The sequence below is a fragment of the Aquabacter cavernae genome, from assembly GCF_003993795.1.
Taxonomy (GTDB): Bacteria; Pseudomonadota; Alphaproteobacteria; order Rhizobiales; family Xanthobacteraceae; genus Aquabacter; species Aquabacter cavernae.
Genome location: NZ_RWKV01000004.1, coordinates 1 through 25,286 on the forward strand (window position 1 = coordinate 1; position 25,286 = coordinate 25,286).

Annotated in this window: 18 protein-coding genes and 1 pseudogene; 6 read left to right on the forward strand and 13 right to left on the reverse strand. The window is 68.7% G+C overall.

The window, feature by feature from the left end; translation table 11 throughout:
* A pseudogene (locus EJJ38_RS03205) lies at nucleotides 1–127 on the forward strand (IS5/IS1182 family transposase); the annotation flags it as partial.
* A 29-nt stretch (nucleotides 128–156) separates the two neighbouring features.
* Here the strand turns inward: EJJ38_RS03205 and EJJ38_RS03210 are convergent.
* From EJJ38_RS03210 to EJJ38_RS03230, 5 genes are all read right to left on the reverse strand, one after another.
* A complete protein-coding gene (locus EJJ38_RS03210; RefSeq protein WP_127088686.1) occupies nucleotides 157–1,353 on the reverse strand; it encodes an MFS transporter in 1,197 nt (398 codons plus the stop codon).
* Nucleotides 1,350–2,111, reverse strand: a complete 762-nt coding sequence (locus EJJ38_RS03215) for a sulfite exporter TauE/SafE family protein (RefSeq protein ID WP_164738391.1) — start codon at nucleotides 2,109–2,111, stop codon at nucleotides 1,350–1,352. Before EJJ38_RS03215 ends, EJJ38_RS03210 begins: the two co-directional genes overlap by 4 nt.
* Nucleotides 2,112–2,279: 168 nt before the next feature.
* Nucleotides 2,280–2,711, reverse strand: coding sequence for a cupin domain-containing protein (locus EJJ38_RS03220; RefSeq protein WP_127088688.1), 432 nt, complete (start codon nucleotides 2,709–2,711; stop codon nucleotides 2,280–2,282).
* Nucleotides 2,712–2,729: 18 nt separating this feature from the next.
* Complete coding sequence (locus EJJ38_RS03225; protein ID WP_127088689.1) at nucleotides 2,730–3,983, reverse strand: FAD binding domain-containing protein; 1,254 nt, start codon at nucleotides 3,981–3,983, stop codon at nucleotides 2,730–2,732.
* An 82-nt stretch (nucleotides 3,984–4,065) separates the two neighbouring features.
* A complete protein-coding gene (locus EJJ38_RS03230; protein ID WP_245454090.1) occupies nucleotides 4,066–4,950 on the reverse strand; it encodes a TetR/AcrR family transcriptional regulator in 885 nt (294 codons plus the stop codon).
* Between the two features lie 73 nt (nucleotides 4,951–5,023).
* On the opposite strand from EJJ38_RS03230, the gene mbfA reads away from it, so the two are divergent.
* A complete protein-coding gene (gene mbfA / locus EJJ38_RS03235) occupies nucleotides 5,024–6,001 on the forward strand; it encodes an iron exporter MbfA (RefSeq protein WP_127088690.1) in 978 nt (325 codons plus the stop codon).
* A gap of 139 nt (nucleotides 6,002–6,140) precedes the next feature.
* Here the strand turns inward: mbfA and EJJ38_RS20415 are convergent, their stop codons facing one another.
* Complete coding sequence (locus tag EJJ38_RS20415) at nucleotides 6,141–12,323, reverse strand: Calx-beta domain-containing protein (RefSeq protein WP_205666092.1); 6,183 nt, start codon at nucleotides 12,321–12,323, stop codon at nucleotides 6,141–6,143.
* 259 nt (nucleotides 12,324–12,582) lie between these two features.
* Between EJJ38_RS20415 and EJJ38_RS03255 the strand changes: the two genes are divergently transcribed.
* The gene (locus tag EJJ38_RS03255; RefSeq protein WP_127088691.1) at nucleotides 12,583–13,686 is read left to right on the forward strand and encodes a sensor histidine kinase; all 1,104 of its coding nucleotides are present in this window, start codon (nucleotides 12,583–12,585) and stop codon (nucleotides 13,684–13,686) included.
* Entirely contained in the window at nucleotides 13,680–14,393 is a 714-nt protein-coding gene (locus EJJ38_RS03260) for a LytR/AlgR family response regulator transcription factor (RefSeq protein WP_127088692.1), read from the forward strand. The genes EJJ38_RS03255 and EJJ38_RS03260 overlap by 7 nt, the downstream gene beginning before the upstream one ends.
* A 13-nt stretch (nucleotides 14,394–14,406) precedes the next feature.
* Here the strand turns inward: EJJ38_RS03260 and EJJ38_RS03265 are convergent, their stop codons facing one another.
* Nucleotides 14,407–15,294: a VOC family protein gene (locus EJJ38_RS03265; protein ID WP_164738392.1), complete on the reverse strand. Its 888-nt coding sequence runs from the start codon at nucleotides 15,292–15,294 to the stop codon at nucleotides 14,407–14,409.
* 186 nt (nucleotides 15,295–15,480) lie between these two features.
* Here EJJ38_RS03265 and EJJ38_RS03270 point away from each other — a divergent pair, with 186 nt between their 5' ends.
* Both EJJ38_RS03270 and EJJ38_RS03275 read left to right on the forward strand, forming a co-directional pair.
* A complete protein-coding gene (locus EJJ38_RS03270) occupies nucleotides 15,481–16,509 on the forward strand; it encodes a tripartite tricarboxylate transporter substrate binding protein (RefSeq protein ID WP_127088694.1) in 1,029 nt (342 codons plus the stop codon).
* Nucleotides 16,510–16,699: 190 nt separating this feature from the next.
* Nucleotides 16,700–17,233 (forward strand): MarR family winged helix-turn-helix transcriptional regulator, encoded by a 534-nt coding sequence (locus tag EJJ38_RS03275; RefSeq protein WP_127088695.1) that lies wholly within the window; start codon nucleotides 16,700–16,702, stop codon nucleotides 17,231–17,233.
* Here EJJ38_RS03275 and EJJ38_RS03280 read toward each other — a convergent pair.
* The 6 genes from EJJ38_RS03280 to EJJ38_RS03305 form a co-directional block, all read right to left on the reverse strand.
* Nucleotides 17,225–18,142, reverse strand: a complete 918-nt coding sequence (locus tag EJJ38_RS03280) for an alpha/beta hydrolase (protein WP_127088696.1) — start codon at nucleotides 18,140–18,142, stop codon at nucleotides 17,225–17,227. The genes EJJ38_RS03275 and EJJ38_RS03280 overlap by 9 nt on opposite strands.
* Nucleotides 18,143–18,168: 26 nt before the next feature.
* Nucleotides 18,169–19,122 carry a LolA family protein gene (locus tag EJJ38_RS03285; RefSeq protein WP_245454091.1) on the reverse strand — a complete coding sequence of 318 codons (954 nt, stop codon included), beginning with the start codon at nucleotides 19,120–19,122 and terminating at the stop codon, nucleotides 18,169–18,171.
* 342 nt (nucleotides 19,123–19,464) lie between these two features.
* Nucleotides 19,465–21,921 carry a DNA translocase FtsK gene (locus EJJ38_RS03290; RefSeq protein ID WP_127088879.1) on the reverse strand — a complete coding sequence of 819 codons (2,457 nt, stop codon included), beginning with the start codon at nucleotides 21,919–21,921 and terminating at the stop codon, nucleotides 19,465–19,467.
* Nucleotides 21,922–21,991: 70 nt separating this feature from the next.
* A complete protein-coding gene (locus EJJ38_RS03295) occupies nucleotides 21,992–23,194 on the reverse strand; it encodes an aminotransferase class I/II-fold pyridoxal phosphate-dependent enzyme (protein ID WP_127088697.1) in 1,203 nt (400 codons plus the stop codon).
* A 130-nt stretch (nucleotides 23,195–23,324) separates the two neighbouring features.
* On the reverse strand, nucleotides 23,325–24,269 hold the full coding sequence (locus tag EJJ38_RS03300; RefSeq protein WP_127088698.1) for a bifunctional riboflavin kinase/FAD synthetase: 945 nt from the start codon (nucleotides 24,267–24,269) through the stop codon (nucleotides 23,325–23,327).
* 121 nt (nucleotides 24,270–24,390) lie between these two features.
* Nucleotides 24,391–25,281 carry a TIGR01459 family HAD-type hydrolase gene (locus EJJ38_RS03305; RefSeq protein ID WP_127088699.1) on the reverse strand — a complete coding sequence of 297 codons (891 nt, stop codon included), beginning with the start codon at nucleotides 25,279–25,281 and terminating at the stop codon, nucleotides 24,391–24,393.
* Between the last annotated feature and the right edge of the window lie 5 nt (nucleotides 25,282–25,286).

Below are 25,286 nucleotides of genomic sequence, written 5' to 3' on the forward strand. Positions count from 1 at the left end.
CTTCAACAAGCTCAAACACTTCAGAGCCGTCGCCACCCGCTACGACAAGCGAGACGACAATTTCCTCGCTTCGATCCAACTCGCATCAATCCGCATCTGGCTGCGAAGTTATGAGTCGGTCACCTAGGGTGCCATCCTCGCGCCGGGCGCGGAAGATCACGATGCGGCGGAACCGGCCGATCGCTGCGGCAGAAGATGGATGACGGCCGCCGCCAGCGTCATGCCCCCGCCGAGAAGGCAGGAGAGCGGCCAGCCGCCGGTGACGAAAGCCCAGGCGCCCAGCGCCGAGCCCACCGCGCCGCCGGAATAGAAGATGAAGAAGAACAGGCCGTTGAGGCGGCTGCGCGCCTCGCTGCCCAGGGCGAAGACCGCCCGCTGGCTGATGACCAGAGACGCCGCCACGCCGCAATCGATGAGCACGCCCGCCGTGACCAGCAAGGCAAGCTGCGTCCCGCCGCCGGCGCCGCCCGGCCAGGCCAGCAGGAAGGAGACGGCGGAGGCACCGAGCGCCACCAGCGCCCCGAGGCGGCTCCAGCCCCGGTCCGCCGCAGCCCCCACCAAGGGCGCGGCCGCCGCGCCGGTGACCCCGATGAGGGCGAACAGCGCGACGCCTTTCTGCGTCATGCCATAAGCGGGGCCCATGAGGAGAAGGGGCACCGCCGTCCAGAACAGGGTGAAGGCGCCGAACAGGAAGAACTGCACGCTCGCCCGCCGCCGCAGCACCGGATTGGCCTTCAGGAGCGACCACATGGAGCTGAGAAGCTGGGAATAACGGAAGCCGTCCTCCGGATGGCGCTGCGGCGCGAAGCGCCAGAGGCAGGCGGCAACGCCCGCCACCAGGGCCGCCGACAGGAGGAAGATGGCCCGCCAGCCGAACACATCCGCCACGAGGCTGGAGAGGGGCCGCGCCAGCATCATGCCCAGCAGCAGGCCCGACATCACATTCCCCACCGCCCGGCCGCGCGCCTCGGGCGCGGAAAGATGGGAGGCGAAGGGCACGATCACCTGGGCGACGCAGGCACTGAGCCCGCACACGAAAGCCGCGGCGAGGAACACCGCCGGGCTGCGGGCGAGGCCCGCGCACAGGAGCGCCACCGACACCACCATGAAGGCGGTGACGATGAGCCGCCGGTTCTCGAACCGGTCGCCGAGCGGCACCACCAGCAGCATGCCGAGGCCGTAGCCCACCTGCGTCACCGTCATGGCGAGGCCCGCGGCGGCGGGCGGCATGCCCAGGGAGGCGCCGATGGGCGCCAGCAGCGGCTGGGCATAATAGAGATTGGCTACCGCCACGCCGCCCGCCAGCGCCAGCAGCGCCATCAGGCCAGCGCCTGCGGGCGAAGCCGCGTTCATGGCACGAGGCCGAGGCTGGAGCCCAGCACCTTGGCCCCGGCCAGCATGATAAGCACATAGACGATGCGGAACAGGCGATCGCGGTCGATGCGGTCGTGCATGACCTTCCCCACATAGGCGCCGAGCGGAATGGCCGGAAGCAGGGCCGCCGAATACAGCATGAGGCTCGGCCGCGCCAGGATCAGCCCCGCCACCAGCGGGATGCGCGTGGCGTTGGCCAGCGTGAACACCGCCGACATGGTGCCCGCATAGATGGTCTTGGGAAGCTGCCGCCGCGTGAGATAGACCGCCACGGGCGGCTGCCCGGCATTGGCGAGGAAGGTGGTGAGGCCGCCCACCCCGCCCCAGACGAAGGCCCGCCAGAAGGACACGCCGAGCGGCGTGCCCGGCGCCGGGCGAAAGAAGAGCTGGCGCACCGCGAAGGCCAGGATGGCGGCGCCGATCAGCCCGCCCGCCACGTCGCGCGGCAGGTCGCTGAAGGCATAGGCGCCCACCAGCATGCCGCAGAACAGCCCCGCCGCGATCCAGCGGACGTCTGGCATGGACCAGGTACGCGGCGGGAAGACGCGCAGCGTCACCAGATCCATGACGAACAGCAGCGGCGCCAGGACCAAAGCGGCATCCACCGGGTCCATGACCAGAGCGAGGATGGGAATGCCCACCACCGCCAGCCCGCCACCGAACGCGCCCTTTGAAAAGGCGATGATGAAAACCGCCACGAGGCCCGCAAGAACGATCTGCGGTGCAAAAGCACTCATCCCCTTGCCGCCTCCCCAGCCTATGGACGGCCCTGCCGTCCCCCTCGGCCCATCGGCGGGACGGGTCGGCGGCGCACCATAGGGCCGACGGTGCCCGGGTGGAAATGATCGGCCGTGATGAAGCCCATCATTTCCGCTCATGACATGCGTGCGCGACCGGCCCGCGTCTCAGGCCGCCGCGCGGACCTCAAGGGGCACGTCCAACGGCGCATTGGGGCCGTCGAGGAATTCCACCGTGGTGAAGACCAGATCCGCCGTGCCCCGGTTCTCCAGGTCATGGGTCATGAACTCGCCAGCCTTGAAGCTGAGATGCTGGGTCTCGCCGGGCTTGTAGGTCACGTCCACGATCCGCCCGTCGCCATAATGGGAGCGGGCGGAACCGCCGGTAAGGCAGGTCCAGAAATAGTCCAGCACATGGGTATGGAAATCGAGGCGCGCGCCGGGCGCGAGCGTGAGGGTCCAGACGCGCACGCGGTCGGTCTCGGAGACGAGGCAGGTTCCCACCTCCCCCTTGCCCGCGCGGGCGGTGAAGCGGGCGCGCAGTTCCTCGGGCCACTGGGCGGGAGCGTCAGGCCACTGGCGGATCACATGCTTGGTCATTGAAGGCTCCTCCCGGTGTCAGGCTGCGATGCCCGTATTGACGGCCGTCTCGGCCATGATGGCGTCCGGCTGGCAATGGTGCGCCGCCGCCGCCTTGTCCTCCTCGCTCACGAGGTCCGCCTGGAGATAGGAGCCGAGCTGGCGGGCCCGGCGCACCACGGCGGCGCCATAGGGCTGGCGCTCCGCCTCGAAGGCGGCCAGCGCCGCGTCCATGCCCGTGTCCGTCTGCGCCTGCTCGCGCAGAAGCCGGGCGAGCGCGTCCGCATCTCCGGCCGCCTTGGTGACGCCCATGCCCACATGGGGCCGCGCCACGAAGGCCGCATCGCCCAGGATCAGGGTGCGGCGCCCCAGCACCATGCGCGGGGAGACGAGATCCTGAATCACCTGGATGAAGGGATGGGCCGTGCGCTCCACCACTTCAGCGAACTGGGGCGACAAGGTCTCGCGGGCGGCGCGGCGCATCTCGGCGATCACGTCCGGGCGGATCTTGTTGGGCGGAATGGAGAGGGCGTGGCGCACCCCGTCCGTATCGGTGAGCATATCCGCCAGCACCGTGCCGGCGGGCGCCGGGCGGTACCAGACGAAATTGAAGCGCCGCCGCCCGCGCTCCAGCGCCTCATTCTCGCCCGCCACGGGATAGCCCAGCATCTGCTCGCCGGGGGGAAGGCTGAAGGCGAAATAATCCGCCAGTTCCGCCTGCGCGTTCTCCGAAAGCAGCCCTTCCGGCACGAGGCCCCGCCAGGCGATGTAGCCCACATAGGACGCCTGCACGTCCGGCATGAATTGCTGGCGGATGGTGGAGGCGATGCCGTCGGCGCCGATCAGGAGGTCGCCCTCCTCCACGCTGCCATCGTCGAAATGGGCACGCACCCGCGCGCCCGCTTCCTCCACCCGCGTGAGGGTGCGGCCATGATGGTAGCGCTCGGAGGGGAGCGCGGAGCGCAGCAGCGCGTAGAGATGGCCCCAGGAGGTCACCACCTGCTCCAGGCGCAATTCGCCTGCCACGGCGCCGTCGCGGGCGAACACCCGCCGGCCGGGAACGAAGACGCCCACCCGCGCCGCCTCGCTGTCCGCCCCGCAGGTCTTCAGGATGTCCAGCAGTTCCGCATGGGTCACGATGCCCGCGCCGCGGCCCGACAATTCCGAGCCGATGCGCTCGAACACATGCACGTCCCAGCCGTCCCGCAGGAGGCTGAGCCCCGCAAACAGGCCCGCCATGGACCCGCCGATGATGAGCGCCCGCCTGGGCCCCGGATTGCCCGACCCCGCCATGGCCACCTCCCTGTCCCGGCGGGCTGACCCCGCTCGGATATATTGATCGCACGATAAACCCTGACGCCCGGGCGGGCCGGCGTCAAGTTTTATTTATCGATTGATCAATATCCTTTCGTCGGACCCGCTTGGCGGGGGTCGCGACAGGGGCCGGGAGAGGGGCCGGAGGGGGCGTCGGCCGGAGAAGGGCGGCACAGGCTTCCGGCGCGCCTTCCAGAAAGGCGCGCACGCGCAGCGCAATGTCGGAATTCACGTCTTGCGGCAACGGCATGCCGTAGATGAACCGGCGGACTCCGAGGTAGAATATTGAGGCATGCAGGCCCCAGATCAGCTCCACCTCCGCTTCGCGCACCGGCTCGCTCTCGGGCAGGCCACCCGCATGGCGGATTTCCCGCGCGACGGTGTCGAACACTGTGGAGCGCAGGAAGGTGAGGTAGCGCGCGTTGAAATCCAGGCCCTTGAGACCCGCGAACATGAACAGGCGGATCCATTCATAGGTGAGCACGGCCCGCGCATAGTCCTGATAGAAGCGCGTCAGCCGGGCCTGGAGCGGCACCGTGCGATCCTTGAGAACGGAACTCCAATCCGCCTTCCAGGGCTCCATATAGATCTCCTCATAGACACGGTCGAGCAGTGCCTCCTTGGAGGGGAAATAGCGGTAGAGAAGCGGCTGGGTGATGCCGATCCGTGCGGCGAGATCGCGCGTGGAACCGTCGAAGCCGTGCTCCGCGAAGAAGGCGATGGACGCCTTGACGATCGCATCTTCCCGGACGCGCGGATCGAGGCGACGCTTCTCCGCGGCCGCGGGACTTGCCTTGCGTGGCAATGGAAACCCTCCATGTCTGCAACCGCGCATAGCATCGGCTGCTCGTGTCGTGAACCGGCGCGCGCCCATGCGCCGGTGCGGCGCAGTGTCTTTGTCGCCTGCGGGCGTCGTCAGATTGAAATGATTATCAGTCAGCTCCATCCGCGGGCGCCACCTTGTCTGGCCCCACGGACACGCCTATCTACAGTTTAGAATAATTCTAGGATATGAGATCATGATACCGGGCTTCGGTGCACGGCGGCAGTTTTCCGACCTCTCGGAAAAGGAAGTGCTCGCTCTCGCAATCTCCTCCGAGGAAGATGACGGACGCATTTACACCGACTATGCGGAGGCGGTGCGCAGCGAATATCCCGCCACCGCCCAGGTTCTGGACGGCATGTCGGCGGAGGAGAACCGCCACCGCCTGGCGTTGATCGCCGAATTCCGCCGCCGCTTCGGCGAGCACATTCCCCTCATCCGGCGCGAGCATGTGGCCGGCTATTATGCCCGCCGCCCGGTGTGGCTTGTGAAGAATCTGGGCATCGACAAGATCCGCGCCGAGATCGCCCGGATGGAGGACGACGCCGCCACCTTCTATCTGGCGGCGGTCAAGCGCGCGGCGGATGCCGGGACGCGCGAGCTTCTGGGCTCGCTGGCGGCGGCGGAGCAGCAGCACCTCGTGGTCGCCGAGACGCTGGCCGACGCCAATCTCCCGCCGGGCGTGAAGGGGGAGGAGGACGACAAGGCGCGCCGCCAGTTCGTGCTCACCTGGGTGCAGCCGGGCCTTGCGGGCCTCATGGACGGCTCGGTGTCCACGCTCGCGCCCATCTTCGCCACCGCCTTCGCCACGCAGAATTCCCACACCACTTTGCTGGTGGGCATCGCGGCTTCGGTGGGCGCGGGCATTTCCATGGGCTTCACGGAAGCCGCCCATGATGACGGCGTCATTTCCGGGCGCGGCTCGCCCATCAAGCGCGGCTTCGCCTCCGGCATCATGACCGCCGTGGGCGGGCTGGGCCATGCCTTGCCCTATCTCATTCCCCATTTCTGGACCGCCACCGGCGTCGCCGCCTTGGTGGTGTTCGTGGAATTGTGGACCATCGCCTGGATCCAGAACCGCTACATGGAGACGCCCTTCATGCGGGCGGCGTTCCAGGTGGTGCTGGGCGGTGCGCTGGTGCTGGCCGCCGGCATCCTCATCGGCGGCAGTTGACGCTTTTTCTGTGAGAAGGGCTCCGGGCGCTCGGGGGTGCGCCCGGAGCTTTCCCGCTCCCGGCCGGGCGACCGGAAGCGGAGTCCGCCCCGCCGGGAGTTTGGCGGGGCGAAAGGCACGGGCGCAGCGCGCCCGGCGGTCACAGATGCAGGTCGATCTGCGAGGCGTCGTAGGCGCCGGAGCCGGTGAAGCCGAAGCTCACCGTGCCGTCCGCACTGAGCGCCCCGTTCCAGGCGGCGTTGCGGATCACGTAGCCGTCGTCGTCCTGGGAGACGATCTCGGCATTCCAGATGCTGGTGATCTCGAACGGCATGTCGATCTCCAGCTGCCAGCCATTGGTGGCCCCGCCCTCATTGTGGATGACCACCGAGGCGTTGAACCCGCTGCCCCAGGAATCCACCAGGTTCAGCAGCGCCTCCAGGTCCGCCTCGACGGAGCCCGAGCCGCCGCCGGTGCCCGGATTGGTCGGGGTGGTCGGGGTGGTGTCATCATTCAGGATGGTGGCCTGCGCCGTGCCGACGCCGATCACCGCGCCTGACGCATCCATCAGCATGACCGAGAAGGATTCGTCCGCCTCGTCCAGGCTGTCGGGCGTCACCGCGATCTTGATCTCCTTGGTGGTCTCGCCCGGAGCGAAGGTCACGGTGCCGTGGCTCGGGGTGAAGTCCCCGTCCCCGGCCGTCCCGGCCATGGTGTGATAGCCCACGGTCACCACCTCGCTGGAGGCGGCGGAGAGGGTGACGAGGAAGGTGGCGTAGGTCACGTCCGCCGCGCTGCCGCCCTCGCCGTCCGGAACGTCCGTGGCGAAGTCGAACTTGATGGCCTCCAGATAGGCCATCTTGTTGGTGTTCACCGTGGTCCAGTCATTGGCCAGGATGCCGCCCGTATCGCCGGAATTGGGATTCCACGACCAGAAGGTCCAGCTGATCCCCTGGTCGCCCTCGGGGATGTCGATGGTGCCGTCATTGTCGAAGTCGCCGGCAATGTAGGAGGTGATGGCCTCCAGCCACGGGGCATCCTTGGGGTCGGTCAGGTTGGTGCCGAACTCGCCGATATAAACCGGCGCGATCCCCTCCCGGTAGATATAGCCCCACATCTCGTCGAACTTCTCCGGCAGGTGCGCGGCGAAGTCGGAGGACTGGAACCAGGGCTGGTTGTAGACCGAGTTGGGATAATCGTGGGCCGAATAGACCAGCTTGTTGTCCACGTTCAGCTCGATGGGCCGGTCGCGCACCCCTTCCAGGTTGCCGCCCCACCAGTAATTGTTGCCGTCATAGGTGCCCACGCCCTCGACGAAGATCAGCCAGTCGTCATTGACCGCGCCGATGGCATTGCCGGCCCGCTCGGCCGCCGCCGCCCAGTCATTGGCGCCGCCTCCGCCCCAGGTGCCGTTATAGGGCTCGTTATGGAGGTCGGCGCCGATCACGGCGGGCTCGTCCGCATAGCGCTGGGCCAGCATCTGCCAGTCGGAGACCCAGGCCGCCTCGCTATATTGGCCGTTATACCAAAGCCCGTTGCCGGACGTGCCCGCACCCGCCTCGGACCGGTGATGGTCGAGGATGATCTTCAGGCCGATCTCGGCGGCATAGTCCACGATCTTGTCCATGATCTGGAGCGCCGAGAGGCCCTGCAGGTCCGGATTCTTCGAGAAGTCGATGCCGTTGGGCGCCGCCGAGGTGTGCAGCATCTCCGACGAGAAGGGCAGCCGGATGGTGTTGAACCCGAGGTCCACCATCTGGTCCATCATGTCCTGGTAGCCGCGCGTCCACAGGCCGTGGGGCGCGAAATTGGAGCTTTCAAAGCCGAACCAGTTCACGCCCGCGATCTGCACGGTGTTGCCGTCCGCATCGACGATCTGGTTGCCGCGCGTGGAGAGCCAGCCCTCCGCCGCCGCGCCCGTGCCAGGATCGCCCTCGATGACCGTGGTTCCGGAAATGCTCACCACGGGCGCGGTGCCCGAGACATCGTCATTGACGATGGTGCCCGTGGCCGAGCCATCGGTGATGGTGGCCCCGGTGGGCGCGGAGAGGGTGACCGTGAAGGTCTCGTTGCTCTCCACCGCCGTGTCGCCGTTCACCGTCACCTGAATGGTCTTGGTGGTCTCGCCCGCCGCGAAGGTGACGGTCCCGTTGCCCGCCGCATAGTCGGAGCCCGCCGTGGCGGTGCCGTCGCCCGTGGCATAGGCGACGCTCACCGGCCCGGTCGCGGCCTGGGAGAGGGTGATGGTGAAGGTCATCACCTTCGTGCCCGCATGGCCCTCGGTGACGCTGGCATCGGCGATGGAGAGGCTGGGCAGCACCACGTCGTCATTGAGGATGGTGCCGATGCCCGTGGCATCCGAGATGGTGGCGCCGCTCGCCCCCGAGAGGGTGAGGGTCAGCGTCTCATTGGCCTCCACCACGGTGTCGCCCGCCACCTGCACATAGACCACCTTGGTGGTCTCGCCGGGCGCGAAGGTGAGGGAGCCGGAGAGCGCGGCATAGTCCGAGCCCGCCTGGGCGGTGCCGTTGGAGGTGCCATAGGCCACGCTCACCGCCGTGGCGGACGCCGCCGACAGGGTGACGGTGAAGGCCAGCAGGCTGGTGCCCGCATTCCCCTCCACCACGCTGGCATCGCTCACCACCAAGCTGGGCAGAACCGGCGCGGGATCGCCCGAGACCGGGCTGCCATTGAGCACGAAGCCGCTGGCCGCCGTGCCGCCGCTGGCCTGGAAGCCGAAGGCGGTCTCCTTCCCGGCACCCACGGCGCCGTTATAGGACAGGTTCTTGATCACATAGTGGGTGCCCACATGGCTCACGATCTGGGCGTTCCAGATGTTCGTGATGGTGAAGCCCGCATCGAACTCCACGGTCCAGCCGTTCAGCGCCGCACCGCCCGCTTCCACCGTCATGTTGGCGGTGAAGCCGGAGCCCCAATTGCTGGACACCTGATACTCCACCGCGCCGCCCGTTCCGGGATTGGGCGCCGTGTCGTCATTGGTGATGGTGCCCGTGCCCGAACCATCTGCGATGGTGGCGCCGGAGGGGGCGGAGAGGTTGAGGATGAGGGTCTCGTTGGCCTCAACCGCCGTGTCGCCGTTCACCGTCACCTGAATGGTCTTGGTGGTCTCGCCCGCCGCGAAGGTCAGCGTGCCGGAGGTGGCCACATAGTCCGAGCCGGCCGTGGCCGTGCCGTTGGCCGTGGCATAGGCCACGCTCACCGGGCCCGTGGCGGCGGAGGAGAGCGTGACCGTGAAGGTCATCACCTTCGTCCCGCTATTGCCCTCGGCCACGCTCGCGTCGGAGACGGAGAGGGTGGGCAGGACCGGGGCCACCACATCGTCATTGGTGATCGTGCCCGCACCGGAGCCGTCCGCGATGGTGGCGCCGGAGGGAGCGGAGAGGTTCAGCGTCAGGGACTCGTTTGCCTCCACCGCCGTGTCGCCGTTCACGGTGACCTGAATGGTCTTGGTGGTCTCGCCCGCCGCGAAGGTGAGCGTGCCGGAAGCGGCCACATAGTCGGAGCCCGCCGTGGCCGTGCCGTTGGCCGTGGCATAGGCCACGCTCACCGGACCCGTGGCGGCGGAGGACAGGGTGACGGTGAAGGTCATCACCTTCGTCCCGCTATTGCCCTCGGCCACGCTCGCGTCGGAGACGGAGAGGGTGGGCAGGACCGGCGTGGGATCGCCGCCTGAGGGGGTGCCGTTCACGGTGAAGCCGGTGGCCGCCGTGCCGCCCGCGCCGGGGGTTGCCTGGAAGCCGAAGGAGGTCTCCTTCCCGGCGCCCACGGCGCCGTTATAGGACAGGTTCTTGATGACGTAGTGGGTGCCCACATGGCTCACGATCTGGGCGTTCCAGATGTTCGTGATGGTGAAGCCCGCATCGAATTCGATGACCCAGCCATTGAGCGCGGAGGTCCCCGCCTCCACCGCCATGTCGGCGGTGAAGCCCGAGCCCCAATTGTCGCGCACCGTGTAGTCCACACCGGCCGTGCCGGCGGGCGGGGTGGCCACGTCGTCATTGGTGATGGTGCCCGTGCCCGAGCCATCCGCGATGGTGGCGCCGGTGGGAGCGGAGAGATTGAGGACGAGGGTCTCGTTGGCCTCGACCGCCGTGTCGCCGGTCACCGTGACCTGGATGGTCTTGGTGGTCTCACCCGCCGCGAAGGTGAGCGTGCCGGAAGCGGCCACATAGTCGGAGCCTGCCGTGGCGGTGCCGTTGGCGGTGGCATAGGCCACGCTCACCGGGCCCGTGGCGGCGGAGGACAGGGTGACAGTGAAGGTCATCACCTTCGTGCCCGCATCGCCCTCAGTCACGCTCGCATCGGAGACGGAGAGGGTCGGCAGGACGGGCGCCACATCGTCATTCACGATGGTGCCCACCGCCACACCATCGGCAATGGTGACGCCGCTGGGATCGGACAGGGTGACGGTGAAGGTCTCGTTGGCCTCCACCAGCGTGTCGCCCATCACGTCCACATGGATGGTCTTGGAGGTCTCGCCCGGCGCGAAGGTGAGCAGGCCGCTGCCCGCCACATAGTCCGAGCCCGCAATCGCCGTGCCGTTGGAGGTGGCGTAGCGCAGGGTCACGGGCTGTGTGGAAGGGGCATTCAGGGTCACCACGAACATGAAATGCACATGGTCGCCATTGCCCTCGGTCACCGACAGATCGGCGATGGAGGCGGCGGGCACGGCCACGGGCGGGGTGTCGTGGTCATCGTTCAGGATGGTGCCGATGGCGGTGCCGTCGGCGATGGTGGCACCGGACGGGCCGGAGAGGGTGACGGTGAAGGTCTCGTCCGCCTCCTGAACCGTGTCCGCCAGGATGTCCACATGGATCATCTTGGAGGTCTCGCCCGGCGCGAAGGTGACCGTGCCCGAGGCGGCGGTGAAGTCCACGCCCGACAGGGCCGTGCCGCTCATGGTGGCGTATTGCACGGTGACGGGGGTGGCGGACGCCTTGTCCAGGGTCACCACGAACATGAAGTGCATGTGCTCGCCATCGCCCTCGTTCACGGCGAGGTCGGCGATGGAGATGGCCGGCAAGGTGCCGGGCGCGCTGTCCTGGTCGTCATTGAGGATGGTACCCACGGCGCTGCCATCAGTCACCGTCGCATTGACGGGGGACGACAGGTTCAGGGTGAAGCTCTCGTTCAGCTCCACCACCGTGTCGCCCACCACCGGCACCTGGACGGTCTTCACCGTCTCGCCGGGCGCGAAGGTGAGGGTGCCGACGCTGGAGGCATAGTCCTGGCCCGCCGTCGCCGTGCCGTTGAGCGTGGTGTAGCTCACCGTCACCGGCACCGCCGAGGCAGCGGACAGGGTGACCGTGAAGACCATGTGGGACGTGCCCGACTGGCCTTCCGCCACGCTGGCATCGCTCACCGACAGGCTCGGCAGGCCAACCGGCGGGACGGCATTGTTGATCAGGCCCTGCCATTCCGTGCGGGCGGAATTGTCCAAAGCGATGATGTTGTTCAGCTCCAGCTCATGGAGCGCGACGCCGGTGAGCGTATAGGTCTGGTTGTTGCCGGTGATGGTGATGATCGTGGAGCCGTTCACCTCGGCGACCGAGAATTCGTGGTCCTTGAACCAGCCGAAATCCAGCTTGTCCTTGGCCGGATCGAAAGCGATGACGGCCGCCGAGCCGTAATTCCACGCGATGACGGTGGTGACGCCCACCTCGCCGGTGGGCGGCGCGCCGGTGCCGGTGCCGGTGGGCCAGTCAGGGGTGCCCGCCACGGGCACGCCCTGGGGCAGCACCTGGGACTCGGGCACGGGGCCGAAGCCGAGCTGCAGATGGACGCGGTCCTCGCGCACCTGGGCGGCGTGGAACACGAAATTGTCCACCTCCAGCTGGGAAACGGTCACGCCCAGCAGGATCAGGGCCTGGCCGGTGCCGGAATTGGAGATGATCACCCCGTCCGGGCTGTCGGTCATGTAGATCTGTTCACGGGTGCCGAAATAGCGGAAGTCCACCGTGTCGGTGGCGGGATTGAACGCCACCCGGTCGATCTGGCCGATCTCGTGCGAGCGGGCATAGACGGTGTTGGCGGCGGGCGTGATGCCCTGCTCCCAGGCCAGCGCGCCGGACAGGTCCTGGCGCAGATGGTCGTTGATGACGGGAACGAAGCTGTCGATGGTGAGCTGGCCCAGCGACACGCCCACCACCACGGCCATCTCGCCCGACCAGGGGTTCATGAAGCCGACGCCCTCGGGCGTGTCCACGACGATGCAATTGTGCACGGACACATCGCCCAGATCGAGCTTGTCCCTGGCGGGATCGAACCCGACGATATCCGCGCCGGTGGTGGAAATCTGAAAGATGCGGCCCGTGTCAGCCATGATCCTAACTCCCCGTTGAGGGCGCTCCGCCCTTGCGTCAGGTGCGGTGATGTCATGGCCGGACGTGACATACAGCCCACGCGGGAAGGGCACTCGGTGAACACGGCAGGAAAATCGCCGGGAGGGCCGTAAGGCGGGCGGAGGGCGCCCTTGCCCGGCACCGCGGAATGGCCTTTGCTTGGCGCGCGGCCCCGGAATACCGTCCGGCCCCGCTCGCCAACATTTGCCCCACCAAGATCTGCCCCGCCAGGAGCCCTCCTTGCCCAATGCCACCGCCGCCGTGCCGGGACAGATCGCCTTCGGATGGAAGCGCCTGGGCTTCTTCTGGCAGACCCAGCTCGCGGGCTGGAGCGCCTTCGCGCTGGTGGACTTCGCCAACCGGCTGCTCACCTATCACGACGTGAAGGTGGCGCTGGCCCTCACCGGCATCGTGTGGCCGTTCCTGCTGGGGCTATCGACGGGCCTCGCCTGGCTCTACGGGCGCTACCTGCCCAGGAGCCGCCTGAACCTGCGCAGCTTCGCGCTCGTGGTGGCGCTGTCGGTGGCGGCCGCCGCCCTCGTCATGTCTGTGGTGTTCACGGTGCGCTTCACCACGGGCTGGAGCATTCCGGGCTGGCACCCGCTGGAGGAGATCGGGGTCCCGCTCATCCATTACAGCTTCATCATCCTGGGCTGGAGCATCTGCTTCTTCTGGATCCGCGCGGAGCTGGGGCGCCGCGCGGCCATCCAGCGCGTGTTCGCCACGCAGGCCGAGGCCATGAAGGCGGAGATCCAGCATCTGCGCCTGCAGCTCGATCCCCATTTCCTGTTCAACGCCCTCAACGGCGTCGCCGAGGAGATTCCCGAGCATCCCGAGGCGGCGCTGGCCATGATGCGCGACCTCACCGCCTATCTGCGCCATTCCCTGTCGGGCATCGACCAGCCGGTGGTGCCGGTAGAGGCCGAGGTCACCTCGCTGCGCGCCTATCTGCGCATTCAGGAGGCCCGGTTCGGGGCGAAACTGCGCACGCGCCTCTCCATGGACCCGGAGGCGGCCTTGCGCCCCATCGCCAACTTCCTGCTCCAGCCTTTGGTGGAGAATGCGGTGAAATACGGCAGCCGCGACGGGCACCTGGAAGTGGCGGTGTTCGTGAAGGCCTCCGGCACCACGCTGCGCATCGCCATCGTCAATACCGGCACGCTGGAAGGCCAGACCACGCGGCGCCGGGGCCGGGGGATCGGCCTCACCAATGTGCGGCGGCGCCTCGATGTCCATTATCCAAAGCGCCACCGCTTCCGCCTGGAGGAGTTTCCGCCGAACCCCCGCACCGGCGCACCGAGCCGGGTGGTCGCGGCCCTGATCCTGGAGGGAGAACCATGCTGAGGGTCCTCGTCGTGGATGACGAGCCGCTGGCGCGGCGCGCCATCCGGCGCCTGCTGCGCGCGCACCCGGTGGACGTGGTGGGCGAGGCGGAGACCATCGCCGAAGCCACGGCGCTCATCGACACGACCCATCCCGACCTCGTCTTCCTGGATATCGAGCTGAATGGCGGCGACGGCTTCGACCTGCTGGAGGCGCTCGCCAATCCGCCCAAGGTGGTGTTCGTCACCGCCTATGCCCAGCATGCCGTGGAGGCTTTCGCGGTGGATGCGGTGGACTATCTGTTGAAGCCCGTGGCGCCCGAGCGGCTGGCGGAAGCGCTGGCGCGGGTGGAACGGCAACTGGCCCAGCGGCCCGACAAGAGCGAGGACGGCGTTCTGGAACTGCGCACGCCGAGCCGCAGCGTCTTCGCCAAGACCGGCGACATCGTCGCCCTCACCGCCGACGGCGACTTCACCCGCGTGCTGCTGGCAGGGCAGCCCTCGCTGATGATCTGGCGCACCCTCACCTCTTTCGAGGGCCTGCTCCCCGCCCCGCCCTTCGTGCGCCTGAGCCGCTCGGTGATCATCAATCTGGAGCGCCTGCGGCGCATTGACGCCCGCTCGCGGGACGATGTGCGGCTCACCATGGACGGCATTGCGGACGCCCTGTCGGTGGGCCGGGCCGCCGCCGCGCGCCTGCGGGAGGCCATGGGCGGGCAGCGGCTCTGACGACAGGCTACCTTCAGGAGCGGTGGCCGGGCGGCGGGCCGTCACCCCACAGGTTTGTGGCCTCGCTCGCCCGCCAGACCTTGGGGCGCTGGGGCGCGTCGCGATGCCAGGGGCGCGGATCGAAGGCGCCGGACGCCTCGTCGGACATCACGTCCAGCTCGGTGAACAGCTCGATGATCTGGTTCTGCGGATTGCGGTGATAGGTGAAGATATTGTGCCCGGGCCCGTGGCGGCCCGGCCCCCAGGTCATCTGCAGGCCCGCGCGGGAGAGCCCGTCGCAGGCGGCCTTCACATGCGCCCAGTCCGCCAGCTCGAAGGCCATGTGGTGCATGCCCCGGTTGGCCGAGGAGATGAAGTTGCAGGTGTGGTGGTCCGGCCCGCAGCGCATGAAGACGAAAAAGTCTTCCATCCAGTCCGACACGCGGAAACCCAGGATGTCCCGGTAGAAGGCGACGGCCTGCTGGATATCCGCCACATAGAAGGCGACATGGCCGAGCTTTCGCGGCCCGATTCCGGCGCCGGCAAGCGCGGGAACGGCGGGCGGCGGCGTGTTGAACACATCGATGCGGGTGCCCTTGAAATCGGTGAAGCGCAGCATGCGGGCGATGCCCGGCAAGGGGTCGGTCCGCACGGCGCTGGCGATGCCCTGCGCGCCCAGCCAGCGGGCCACATCCTCCAGCGGCACGTCCGGCGCCGTCTCGAAGCCGAGCCCGGTGCAAACGGGGGCCTCCCCCGCCTCCACCAGCACGCATGTCTCACCCGAAGGGCTGGCGAGATGCACGCCGCCATCGGCCCGCGTCATCGCGGAAAGCCCGATGACGGACGCATAGTAATCAGCCAGTTGCGCCGGATCCGGCGAGCCGAAAGTCGCGAAGGCGAGGCGAGTGATGCGTAACGTCAAGACCGGCACGCTCCGAGCGGCAAAACCCATCCCGTCTTTCCGGGAGAATAAATAAATCACATTTGATACTTACTCAAGGGTGTTCTCGCGATAAATGGTCATCTGAAGTTGAGCTTCGGCCGTTATGTAGCATCATTCATCGCAAGGGGCGCCGAGGTGCCTGCGAATCGGTGTGTGGAGACGGGCATGATGGCGAGACGCGACGGGGCGGGACACAAGACGACGGGCTTTGCGGGTTCGCGCAAGGCAGGGTTGGTCTTGCCGCGCAAGGCATGGCGGCACGGCCTCGCCGCGCTGCTGGCCACCGCCCTGCTCGTGCCCAGCGCGGCGCGGGCGGAGTTCCCCGACCGGGGCCTGGAGGTGGTGGTCACCTTCGCGCCGGGCGGAACGCCGGACGTGCTGGCCCGCGCCTTGTCCGAGGGCCTGCAGGCCAATCTCAAGCAGCCGGTGGTGGTGGTGAACCGCCTGGGTGCGGGGGGCGCGGTGGGCGGAGCCACCGTCGCCCGCGCCAAGGCGGACGGCTACACCCTGCTCTTCTCTCCGGCGCTCATCGTCTCGGTGGTGCCCACGCTCCAGCCGGCGGCGGGCTTCACGGCGGAGTCGTTCGACCCCATCTGCCAAACCTTCGAGAGCCAGATGGCGCTCATCGTCCCCAATGAATCCCCCTATCGCAGCGTGGGCGAGCTGGTGGAGGCGGCCCGCACGTCTCCCGGCAAGCTCACCTGGGGCCATGCGGGGCGCGGCTCCATCCCTCATCTGGCGGGCTTGGAACTGGCCAAGGCCAGCGGCATCCAAGTGGTGGAAGTGCCCTATAAGGGCGATTCGGAAACCATCCCGGCCCTGTTGGGCGGCCAGATCGACTTCGCGCCCATCACCCTCTCCTCCATCCCCGAGGGGCGGGTGCGCATCATCGGCCTGTTCGCCCCGGCCCGGAACCCGGCGCTCCCGGACGTATCCACCGTGAAGGAGCAGGGCTTCGACGTGTCGCCCACCAGCTTCGGCGGCCTGTTCGGCCCCAAGGGTCTGCCCGGCGAGGTGAAGGCCCGGCTGGAGGAGGCCTGCAAGGCGGCCGCGGAAAGCCCGCGCTATGTGGACCTCGCCAAATCCCTGCGGCTCGGCGCCCACCTCTATTATCCCGGCGCCGTCTTTACAGCGCACCTGCAGCGGGACATGGCTGACAAGGCCCGACTTCTATCCATCCTGGATACGAAATAGCCCGGATCGCCGCTCCATCCCCCTTCCCCGCTGCCTGCAACGGTCTTAGAACCTAATTTCAATCCTAGGTTTCATTCCGAAGATCACGAGACTCGGTCCCGGATCTTCGGAAAGGCCCGCGCGGCGCGTGAGCGTCCACCTGTCCGGAACCGATCAAGCATCGGGGCCGATCATATGAGGAGTTCTCCGCATGACCATGCCGGCGGCGCGCAAAAGCCGACGCGCGGAAGCCCAGGCCCGTTCGCTGGGGCGTCTGGACCACGCGGAAATCACCCTGCGCTCGCAGCTTTCGCTGCTCTGGCGCATCCATGTGCTGTCCTACCTCATGGTGCGCAAGGTGAACGCGGATCCGAGCCTGCATTCGGGCCTGTCGCTGGTGGGCTGGCGGGTGCTGCTCACCCTGGTCCATGTGCCGGACTTGTCCGCCAACGAGGTCACCAGCCTGTGGGGCTTCGAGAAGATGGCGGTGAACCGCGCGGTGAAGGAACTGATCTCCCGCAACCTGATCCTGGGCGCCCCCGACCCCCATGGCGGGCGGCGCATTCCCCTGTCCGTCACCGATGCGGGCCGCGCTCTCCATGCGCGGGCCTGGCCGGGCGCGGCCGCCGACTATGCGGCGCTGTCGGGCGCGCTGACGCCCGAGGAGCAGGAGACGCTCAACGGCCTCATGGACAAGCTCATCACCCGCGCGCGGCAGGTGACGGCCGGGGCCGATCTAGACTGAGGCGGCCGGGCGCGGCCCCCGCGCCGGAAAATAGGCGGCGAGCCACGCGCGGATGGCGCCCCATACGCGGGGATTGTCCTCCGCGAACATCCAATGGTCCGCGTCGCTGAACAGATGCAGCTCCGTGGGCTGGCCCGCCCGCTCGAACAGCGAGATGGACTGTTCCGTGGGCGTCACGGAATCCGACGCGCTGTGCAGCAGCAAAAGCGGGCGCGGCGCGATGCGGCCCACCACGTCGTCGGCCCGGAAATCGAACATGCTCTGCGCGGTCTCGGCGGGGAATTCCTGAAGCGCATTGGCGGGCCACAGCTTCACCTGCCGGCCTTCCATATGGTCCTTCAGATGCTGCGGCACCGGGACGATGTCCTCCCGCGCCACCATGAGCGAGCGGCCATGGGCGGCGCGGTAGCGCGGCCCCTCCTCCAGCATCCCCTTGAACCGCGCCCAGGCCTGCGGGCTGGCGTGCTGGCGGCGGAACTTCAGCTCGCCATTGCCCCAGCCGCCATTGGAGATGACGGCGGCGATGCGCGGATCGACGCCCCCCGCATAGACCGCCACCGCTCCGCCGAAGCTGGTGCCCACTACGGCGATCCGCGCGGGGTCCACGCCGTCCTCGCCGGCGAGGAAGGTAAGGGCGTTGCGGGTGTCCTCCACCTGTTCCAGGCAGATGACCCGCCCGCGCTCGCCCGCGCTCTCGCCGCAGCCGCGCATGTCGAAGCGCAGCGTCACATAGCCGAGCGCCTCCAGAAGGCGCGCCGGGCCCATGACGTTGCCGGATTCCTTGGTGCTGCCGAAGCCGTGCAGGATGAGGAACGCGCCCCGCTTTTCCCCCGGCGCAAGATCATCGGGACGGCTCACGACGCCCGACAGGTCCAGCCCGTCGGACGGGATGGATACCGCATAGTCCATCTTGGCCTCCCCGCCGGCGGGACCGCTTATTGCAGCATGCGGTCGAAATTGATGACGAACAGCTTGGGGTCCGGCCGGGCATTGTAATTGAGGCGCGAGACCGCCACCGACGTGTCATAGCCCTGCGGATCGGTCACGATCCACTGGCGCAGCGTGTAATCCTTGGCGTCGAACAGGAGCAGCAGCTTGTAGGTGCCCAGCATCGGCACCTTCTCCTCCATCACCACCGTGACGTAGAGATTGTCCTTGAAGGCGCCCACCACGTTCGGATTGCGCGCCAGATCGATATTATCCGCCAGAAGGAAGCGCAGGGGCGTCTGCGACAGGGGGGTGATGTCCTGCGTGTTCAGCTTGCGGTCGCGCACCGCCACGGACTGGCCGTTGGAGATCAGCTCCAGGGGAACGGGCGCGTCATATTCGAACCGCACGCGGCCGGGCTTCTGCATGTAGAAGTCGCCGGTCTTGCGGGAGCCGTCCGGGTCCACCTGGACGAAATTGCCCGAGAGCACCTGCACCCGGTTCCAATAGTCGGAAACCTTCTGGAGCGTCTCCGGCCCCGCCCGGTCCTGGTCCTGCTGCACCGGGGCGATGGCGGTGGGCGCGGACGATGCGGGCGCGGGACGGGACGGCGCGGCCGCCGTCTGAACCGCAGGCGCGGCATCGGCACCGGCCGGGCGCGGCGTCGGCATGGGCACCGGCGCGGCGGAGGCCTGCGCGGCCGGGGCGGGAGATGCGGCGGCGTGGGGCGCAGTGGCTTGAGGGGCAGCCGGAGCCGCCTGCGCCTGGGGCGCGCCGCTGCCCTGGAACGGGGCGGGCATGGCCTGCTGCGGCGAGAACAACTGGTAGGGCGTGGGATGGGCGGCGCCGGGCACGGCGGTGTTGGGACGCGGAATTTCCCCCGGGGGCAGAAGCACACCCTGCGCGGCGACCGGCGCGCACAAAAGCGGCCCCGCCAGAAGCGCACCCGTCAGCAGGGCCACGACGCGGCGCGCGCAGCCGGACGCATCCGGGCGAGGGTCATTCTGTCGGGGCGAACACGTCACGATACCGACCCTTTCCGAGAGCCTGATCGGTCAATCAGCCTCTAAACCATTGCTGGAGAACGATTTCGGATCCATATCGAAGCACCTGCGCGCTTCGAGACGGGTCCATCGCACTCCGGAGCAGGGCTCCGCGATCCAACGGCGGTTCCGGCGTCCGGTTCCGCGCCGCAGGAGCGGCGGGGTCCGCTGCTCAGTCTCAGCCATGAGGCCTTAACCCGCGCCTATGGCGAACCTATGGCTCCGACCCTGCGTCAACCTTATCCCATGAACGCCGGCAGATTACTCCGCCGCCTCGTCGGTGAGCAGGATTTCCCGCTTGCCCGCATGGTTCGGCGAACCCACCACGCCTTCGCGCTCCATCCGCTCCACCAGCGAAGCAGCCCGGTTGTAGCCGATCTGGAGGCGGCGCTGAATGTAGGAGGTGGAGCATTTGCGATCGCGCAGCACCACGGCCACCGCCTGGGAATAGAGGTCCTGCCCCTCTTCCCCGAAGGATCCCTTGTCGAACACCGCCCCGTCCTCGTCCCCGCCATCCTCCAGGTCGGCGGTAACGGCCTCCACATAAGCGGGGGCGCCCTGGGCCTTCAGGTGGCGCACGATGCGCTCCACCTCATCGTCGGAGACGAACGGGCCGTGCACGCGGCTGATGCGCCCGCCGCCCGCCATGTAGAGCATGTCGCCCTGGCCCAGCAGCTGCTCGGCGCCCTGCTCGCCCAGGATGGTGCGGCTGTCGATCTTCGACGTGACCTGGAAGGAGATGCGGGTGGGGAAATTGGCCTTGATGGTGCCGGTGATCACGTCCACCGAGGGGCGCTGGGTGGCCATGATGAGATGGATGCCGGCGGCGCGCGCCATCTGGGCGAGGCGCTGGATGGCCCCCTCGATGTCCTTGCCGGCCACCAGCATGAGGTCGGCCATCTCGTCCACCACCACGACGATGTAAGGCAGCGGGGAGAGGTCCATCTCCTCGCGCTCATAGACCGCCTCGCCGGTCTCGTGGTCGAAGCCGGTCTGCACGGTGCGCGCCAGGCTCTCGCCGCGCTTCTGCGCCTCGGTGATGCGGGCGTTGAAGCCGTCGATATTGCGCACGCCCAGCTTGGACATCTTCTTGTAGCGGTCCTCCATCTCGCGCACCGCCCATTTGAGCGCGACCACCGCCTTCTTGGGATCGGTGACCACGGGCGCGAGAAGGTGCGGGATGCCGTCATAGACGGAGAGTTCCAGCATCTTGGGATCCACCATGATGAGGCGGCACTGTTCCGGCTTCAGCCGGTAGAGCAGCGACAGGATCATGGTGTTGATGGCCACCGACTTGCCCGAGCCGGTGGTGCCCGCCACGAGAAGATGGGGCATGCGGGCGAGGTCCACGATCACCGGCTCGCCGCCGATGGTCTTGCCCAGCGCGATGGCGAGCTTATGCCCGCTCTCGGAGAAATCGTGGGTCGCCAGAAGCTCGCGCAGCAGCACCTTCTCGCGGCGCGGATTGGGCAGCTCGATGCCGATGGCATTACGGCCCGGCACCACGGCGACGCGGGCGGAAATGGCGCTCATGGAGCGGGCGATATCGTCGGCAAGGCCGATGACGCGGCTCGACTTGATGCCCGGCGCGGGCTCCAGCTCATAGAGCGTCACCACCGGGCCGGGGCGTACCTGGAGGATCTCGCCGCGCACGCCGAAATCCTCCAGCGTGCCTTCCAGGAGCTTGGCGGTGTCCTGCAGGGCATCCTGGCTCATGGCCGGGCCCTTGGAGGCCTGCGGCGCCGCCAGAAGGGTCAGCTCGGGATGCTGGTAGACACCCGGCCGCCCGCGCGGGGCCGGCTCGGCGGCGGCACGGCGGGACGCGGCCTTCTTGGGCGGCGGAGCGAGCGGGACGTCGTCGTCCTCGTCATCCGCCACCGGCCGCGAAGCGGCCTCGCGGACAGCGGATGCCGGCGCGGGCGCGAAGCCCGGCTCCACCCGGCCGCGCGTGTCGGGGGTCCGCTCCTCGGCGAACATCTCGCGCGCAAGGCCCGCGAGGCGCGCGGGCTTGGCCTTGCGGCGCGGCAGCAGGCGCGCCTTGGCGGACAGAAGGGCGTGTGTCAGGGCACCGAGGGAAATGGCGCGGCGGTCGCCGGGCTCCTCCTCGTCGTCTTCCTCGTGGCTGTCCGGCTCATAGAGCGAACCCGCGCGCTCCTCGCCATCGCGCGGCGCGCCGGCGGAGGGGCGGCCGAGCGCCAGATAGAAGCCCCCAAGGGCGAAGGCGAGGCCGACCGCCCCCACCAATATGGAATCGAACAGCGTCGCCGCCCCGCCCCGGAACGCGCCGATGAGGCGCGGGGCGATGTCGCCGATGGCCCCGCCGAGACCCGCGGGAATGGGCCAGGCGGGCAGTTCCGGCACGGTGCCGAGAAAGGCGCACAGGCCGAGCACGCCCACGGCGAGGGCGCCCGCCCGCAGCTTCTCCCGGCGCAGGGGCCGGGCGGTGAGAAGGCGCCAGCCCCAGAAGGCCAGCGACAGCAGCACGGCCAGGGAGGCGAGGCCGAGAAGCTGCATCAGCAAATCCGCGACGATGGCGCCCGGACGGCCGAGAAGGTTCTGCACCCCCGCATTGGAGGCGTTGGAGAGGCTGGGATCGGTGGCCGACCACGTCATGAGCGAGACGAGGCTGAACAGGCTCGCCCCCAGGACGGCAATGCCGGAAATCTGGCTCGACCGGCGGCGCAGCGCACGGCGCAGGCTTTCCGGAATCAGGTCCATGCCGAGGCCCGGCGGGCGCAGGGCCAGGGGGGCGGCGGGGCGGCGGCGCACCGAAGGCATCGGACCTCCTTCAGCTCAGGCCCGCGACGAGGCGCTCCAGCACCTCCCCGCAGGTCTCAAGATCCTGGACGAGGGCGACCCGGATATAGGGGTCGCCCGGATTGATCCCGTCAGCGCCGGCGCGCGCGAGATAACCGCCCGGCACCACGCGCAGCCCCTGCTCGCGCCACAGGCGCAGCGTGGCGGTCTCGCCGCCGCCCAGCGCGCTCACATCGAGCCAGAGGAAGAAGCCGCCCGCCGGGCGCTCATGGCCGAACCGGCCCTGAAGCAGGCGGTCGGCCAGGTCGAACTTGGCGCGGTAGAGCGCGCGGGAGGCCTCCACATGGGCCTCGTCCTCATAGGCCGCGATGCCCACCGCCTGGAGCGGCTCGGGCACCTGGGGCGCCGCCACCCAGCGGAAGGTGAGATAGTCCTTGAGGAAAGCGGCATCGCCCGCCACGAACCCGCAGCGCAGCCCCGGCAGGGAGGAGCGCTTGGACAGGGAATTGAAGGCGAGCACGCCGGTGAAATCGCTGCCGCAGGCTTCCAGGATGCCCGTGGGCTTCTCGGCGCCCAGATAGATCTCCGAATAGCATTCGTCGGAGAACAGATAGGCGCCGTTGGCGCGGGTGAGCGCCACGAGGCGCTCCAGATAGGCCCGCGAGGCCACCGCGCCCTGGGGATTGGCGGGCGAGGCGATGAACACCGCCACCGTCCGCGCCAGCAGCGCAGGGTCGAGCGCGTCGAGATCGGGCAGCCAGCCGGACGCCTTGGTGGTGGGCATCACCACCACCTCGCAGCCCGCAAGCTCGGTGCCCGCCGCATAGGCGGCATAGAAGGGATTGGGCAGCAGCATGACCGGCTTGCCGGGGCGCTCGCCCACCAGCCGCCGCGCCGTCACCGCCGCCGAGACGAGACCTTCGCGCGAGCCGTTCAGAACCAGCACCTCGCGCTCCGCATCCACGGGGCGCGGCACGGCGTAGCGCCGCCCGAGCCAGTCGGCCGCCGCCTTGCGGAAGGCGGGAAGTCCTTCGGCGCGGGGATAGCGGCCGAAGCCGCCCACCGCGCCCGCCAGGACGCCCGGCACGAAATCCGGCATGGGATGCTGGGGCTCGCCCACCGCCGCGCTCAAGGCAGGCCGCCCCGGCTCCGTTCCCGCCAGGAGATCGGCGAGGCGAACGAAGGGAGAGCGGTGGCTCTTGGGAGCGGACGGGTTCTGAGGAGGCAGTGACATCGTCTCTGTCGCGGAGTTGAGCCGCACGATGCGGCATTTAGGTTAAAGGGGGCCTAATTCCGCCCGCACGTGCTTAACGCGCGCCGGAACGGCGGCAGGACCGGAGATCGGACGGACGGGTGGAGCGGGCTCAGAGCGGAGCGGAGGCGCCCGGCTGAGGCGGCAGGTCCACTTTGGCGAGCGCGGCCCGCGCCATCGCGGAATCCGTCTGCATCTGGGCCACCAGCGCGTCGATGCTGGAGAATTTCAATTCCGGCCGCAGGTAATTATGCAGGGCCACCTCGATCTCGTGGCCATAGATGTCGCCGGAGAAATCGAACAAATGGACCTCCAGCAGCGGCGCGCCATTGTCGAAGGTGGGGCGCCGTCCATAGCTCGCCACGCCGTCCACCGGGCGCCCCTCGATGAGGGCGCGCACCGCATAGATGCCGAAGGCCAGCTGCGTGCCCGGCGGCAAGGCGAGGTTGGCGGTGGGAAAGCCCAGCACGCGGCCGCGCTTGTCGCCGTGGATCACCTGCGCCCGCACCGACCAGGCGCGGCCCAGCATATGGGCGGCATGGCCCACCTGCCCCGCCGCCAGCGCATTGCGGATGGCGGTGGAAGAGACGGGATCGCCCTCGTCGAGGGTGGGCTCCACCACCTCCACCGGAAATCCCAGCCGCTCTCCCGCCTCGCGCAGGAAGGCCGGCGACCCGGCGCGGGCGCGGCCGAAATGGAAGTCGAACCCCACCGCCACGCCGGCGACGCCGAAGCGGGCTACCAGGATCTCCGCCACGAACGCATCGGCGGGAATGGCGGCGAGCGCGGAATCGAACCCCATGACGATGGCCCCGTCGAGCCCCGCGCGGCCGAGCTCGGCCAGCTTCTGGGCGCCGGGCGTCAGGCGGAACAGGGGCACATGGGGCTGGAAGACGCTGCGCGGATGCGGCTCGAAGGTGAGCGCCGCCGCCGGGCGGCCGAGGCCCGCCGCCATGCGCCGCGCCGCATCGATCACCGCGCGGTGCCCGCGATGCACGCCGTCGAAATTGCCGATGGCCAGCACCGGCCGCGCCAAGGACGGCGGGAGGGCTGACATTCCGTCGGCAATCACGAAGGCGGAGGGAGAGGACGCGGACACGGCGATGGGCCTGATCTCCAGAAACGGGCCACCCTTCGCTCAGCCCTCGGCGGGCGTCAAGCGGCGGGGAGCGGCAGGCTCACCAGGCGAGGCGCGGCATCACGCCTCTCGGATGGGCATGGCCGGAGAACAGATTGTGGAGCGCCGCCGCGTCCGGCTCGGCGCCGTCCTTGGCATTCAGCTCTTCCGCATGGATGCCGCTGGCGATGAACAGGCTGTCGAAGCCCGCCGCCGTGGCGCCGATAATGTCGGTGCGCAGCGCATCGCCGATGCACAGCACCCGCCCTTCGCCCACCGGGCCGCCGCGCAGCTCCACGGCGCGCGCCAAGGCGGTGTCGTAGACCGGCTTGTGGGGCTTGCCGCAATAGAGCGTGTCGCCGCCCATGCGGTCATAGAGCTGGGCGATGGCGCCCGCGCAATAGATGAGCCGCGCGCCGCGCTCCACCACGATGTCGGGATTGGCGCAGATGAAGAACAGGCCCCGGTCCTTCATCCGGGCGAGCTGGTCGGCATAGTCCTCGGGCGTCTCCACCTCGTCGTCGAACAGGCCCGTGCAGACCACGAGGTCGGCCTCGTCCAGGCTCGCCATGGTCACGCCCAGGCCCTCGAAGGTGCCCAGATCCCGCGTCGGGCCCACATGATAGAGCCGCGCCCCGGCGCGCTCGGCGAGCACGGTGCGGGTGACATCGCCCGATGTCACGATGGAATCATAGGTGCCCTCGGGCACGCCCAGCCGTTCCAGCATGTTGGCGACGAAGTCGGCGGGGCGCGGCGCGTTGGAGACGAGCACCACGCTCACCCCGCCCGCTCGGGCATGCCGCAGCGCGTCGCAGGCGGCGGGAAACGCCTTGAGGCCGTTATGCACCACGCCCCAGATGTCGCACAGGATGAGGTCGTAATCGCCCGCGATCTCGGACAGCCCAGCCACCCGGCGCGGCGCCACCAGACCCGTCACACCCGCATCCACCATCGCCG

Bases quoted from the DNA above. Each gene is read 5' to 3' on its own strand.
- EJJ38_RS03215 (WP_164738391.1), bottom strand. From the start codon at position 2,111: ATGAGTGCTTTTGCACCGCAGATCGTTCTTGCGGGCCTCGTGGCGGTT.
- EJJ38_RS03210 (WP_127088686.1), bottom strand. From the start codon at position 1,353: ATGAACGCGGCTTCGCCCGCAGGCGCTGGCCTGATGGCGCTGCTGGCG.
- EJJ38_RS03260 (WP_127088692.1), top strand. From the start codon at position 13,680: ATGCTGAGGGTCCTCGTCGTGGATGACGAGCCGCTGGCGCGGCGCGCC.
- EJJ38_RS03300 (WP_127088698.1), bottom strand. From the start codon at position 24,269: ATGTCAGCCCTCCCGCCGTCCTTGGCGCGGCCGGTGCTGGCCATCGGC.
- EJJ38_RS20415 (WP_205666092.1), bottom strand. From the start codon at position 12,323: ATGGCTGACACGGGCCGCATCTTTCAGATTTCCACCACCGGCGCGGAT.
- EJJ38_RS03275 (WP_127088695.1), top strand. From the start codon at position 16,700: ATGACCATGCCGGCGGCGCGCAAAAGCCGACGCGCGGAAGCCCAGGCC.
- EJJ38_RS03290 (WP_127088879.1), bottom strand. From the start codon at position 21,921: ATGGACCTGATTCCGGAAAGCCTGCGCCGTGCGCTGCGCCGCCGGTCG.
- EJJ38_RS03225 (WP_127088689.1), bottom strand. From the start codon at position 3,983: ATGGCGGGGTCGGGCAATCCGGGGCCCAGGCGGGCGCTCATCATCGGC.
- EJJ38_RS03220 (WP_127088688.1), bottom strand. From the start codon at position 2,711: ATGACCAAGCATGTGATCCGCCAGTGGCCTGACGCTCCCGCCCAGTGG.
- EJJ38_RS03305 (WP_127088699.1), bottom strand. From the start codon at position 25,281: ATGGTGGATGCGGGTGTGACGGGTCTGGTGGCGCCGCGCCGGGTGGCT.
- EJJ38_RS03295 (WP_127088697.1), bottom strand. From the start codon at position 23,194: ATGTCACTGCCTCCTCAGAACCCGTCCGCTCCCAAGAGCCACCGCTCT.
- EJJ38_RS03230 (WP_245454090.1), bottom strand. From the start codon at position 4,950: ATGGAGCTGACTGATAATCATTTCAATCTGACGACGCCCGCAGGCGAC.
- EJJ38_RS03280 (WP_127088696.1), bottom strand. From the start codon at position 18,142: ATGGACTATGCGGTATCCATCCCGTCCGACGGGCTGGACCTGTCGGGC.
- EJJ38_RS03270 (WP_127088694.1), top strand. From the start codon at position 15,481: ATGATGGCGAGACGCGACGGGGCGGGACACAAGACGACGGGCTTTGCG.
- mbfA (WP_127088690.1), top strand. From the start codon at position 5,024: ATGATACCGGGCTTCGGTGCACGGCGGCAGTTTTCCGACCTCTCGGAA.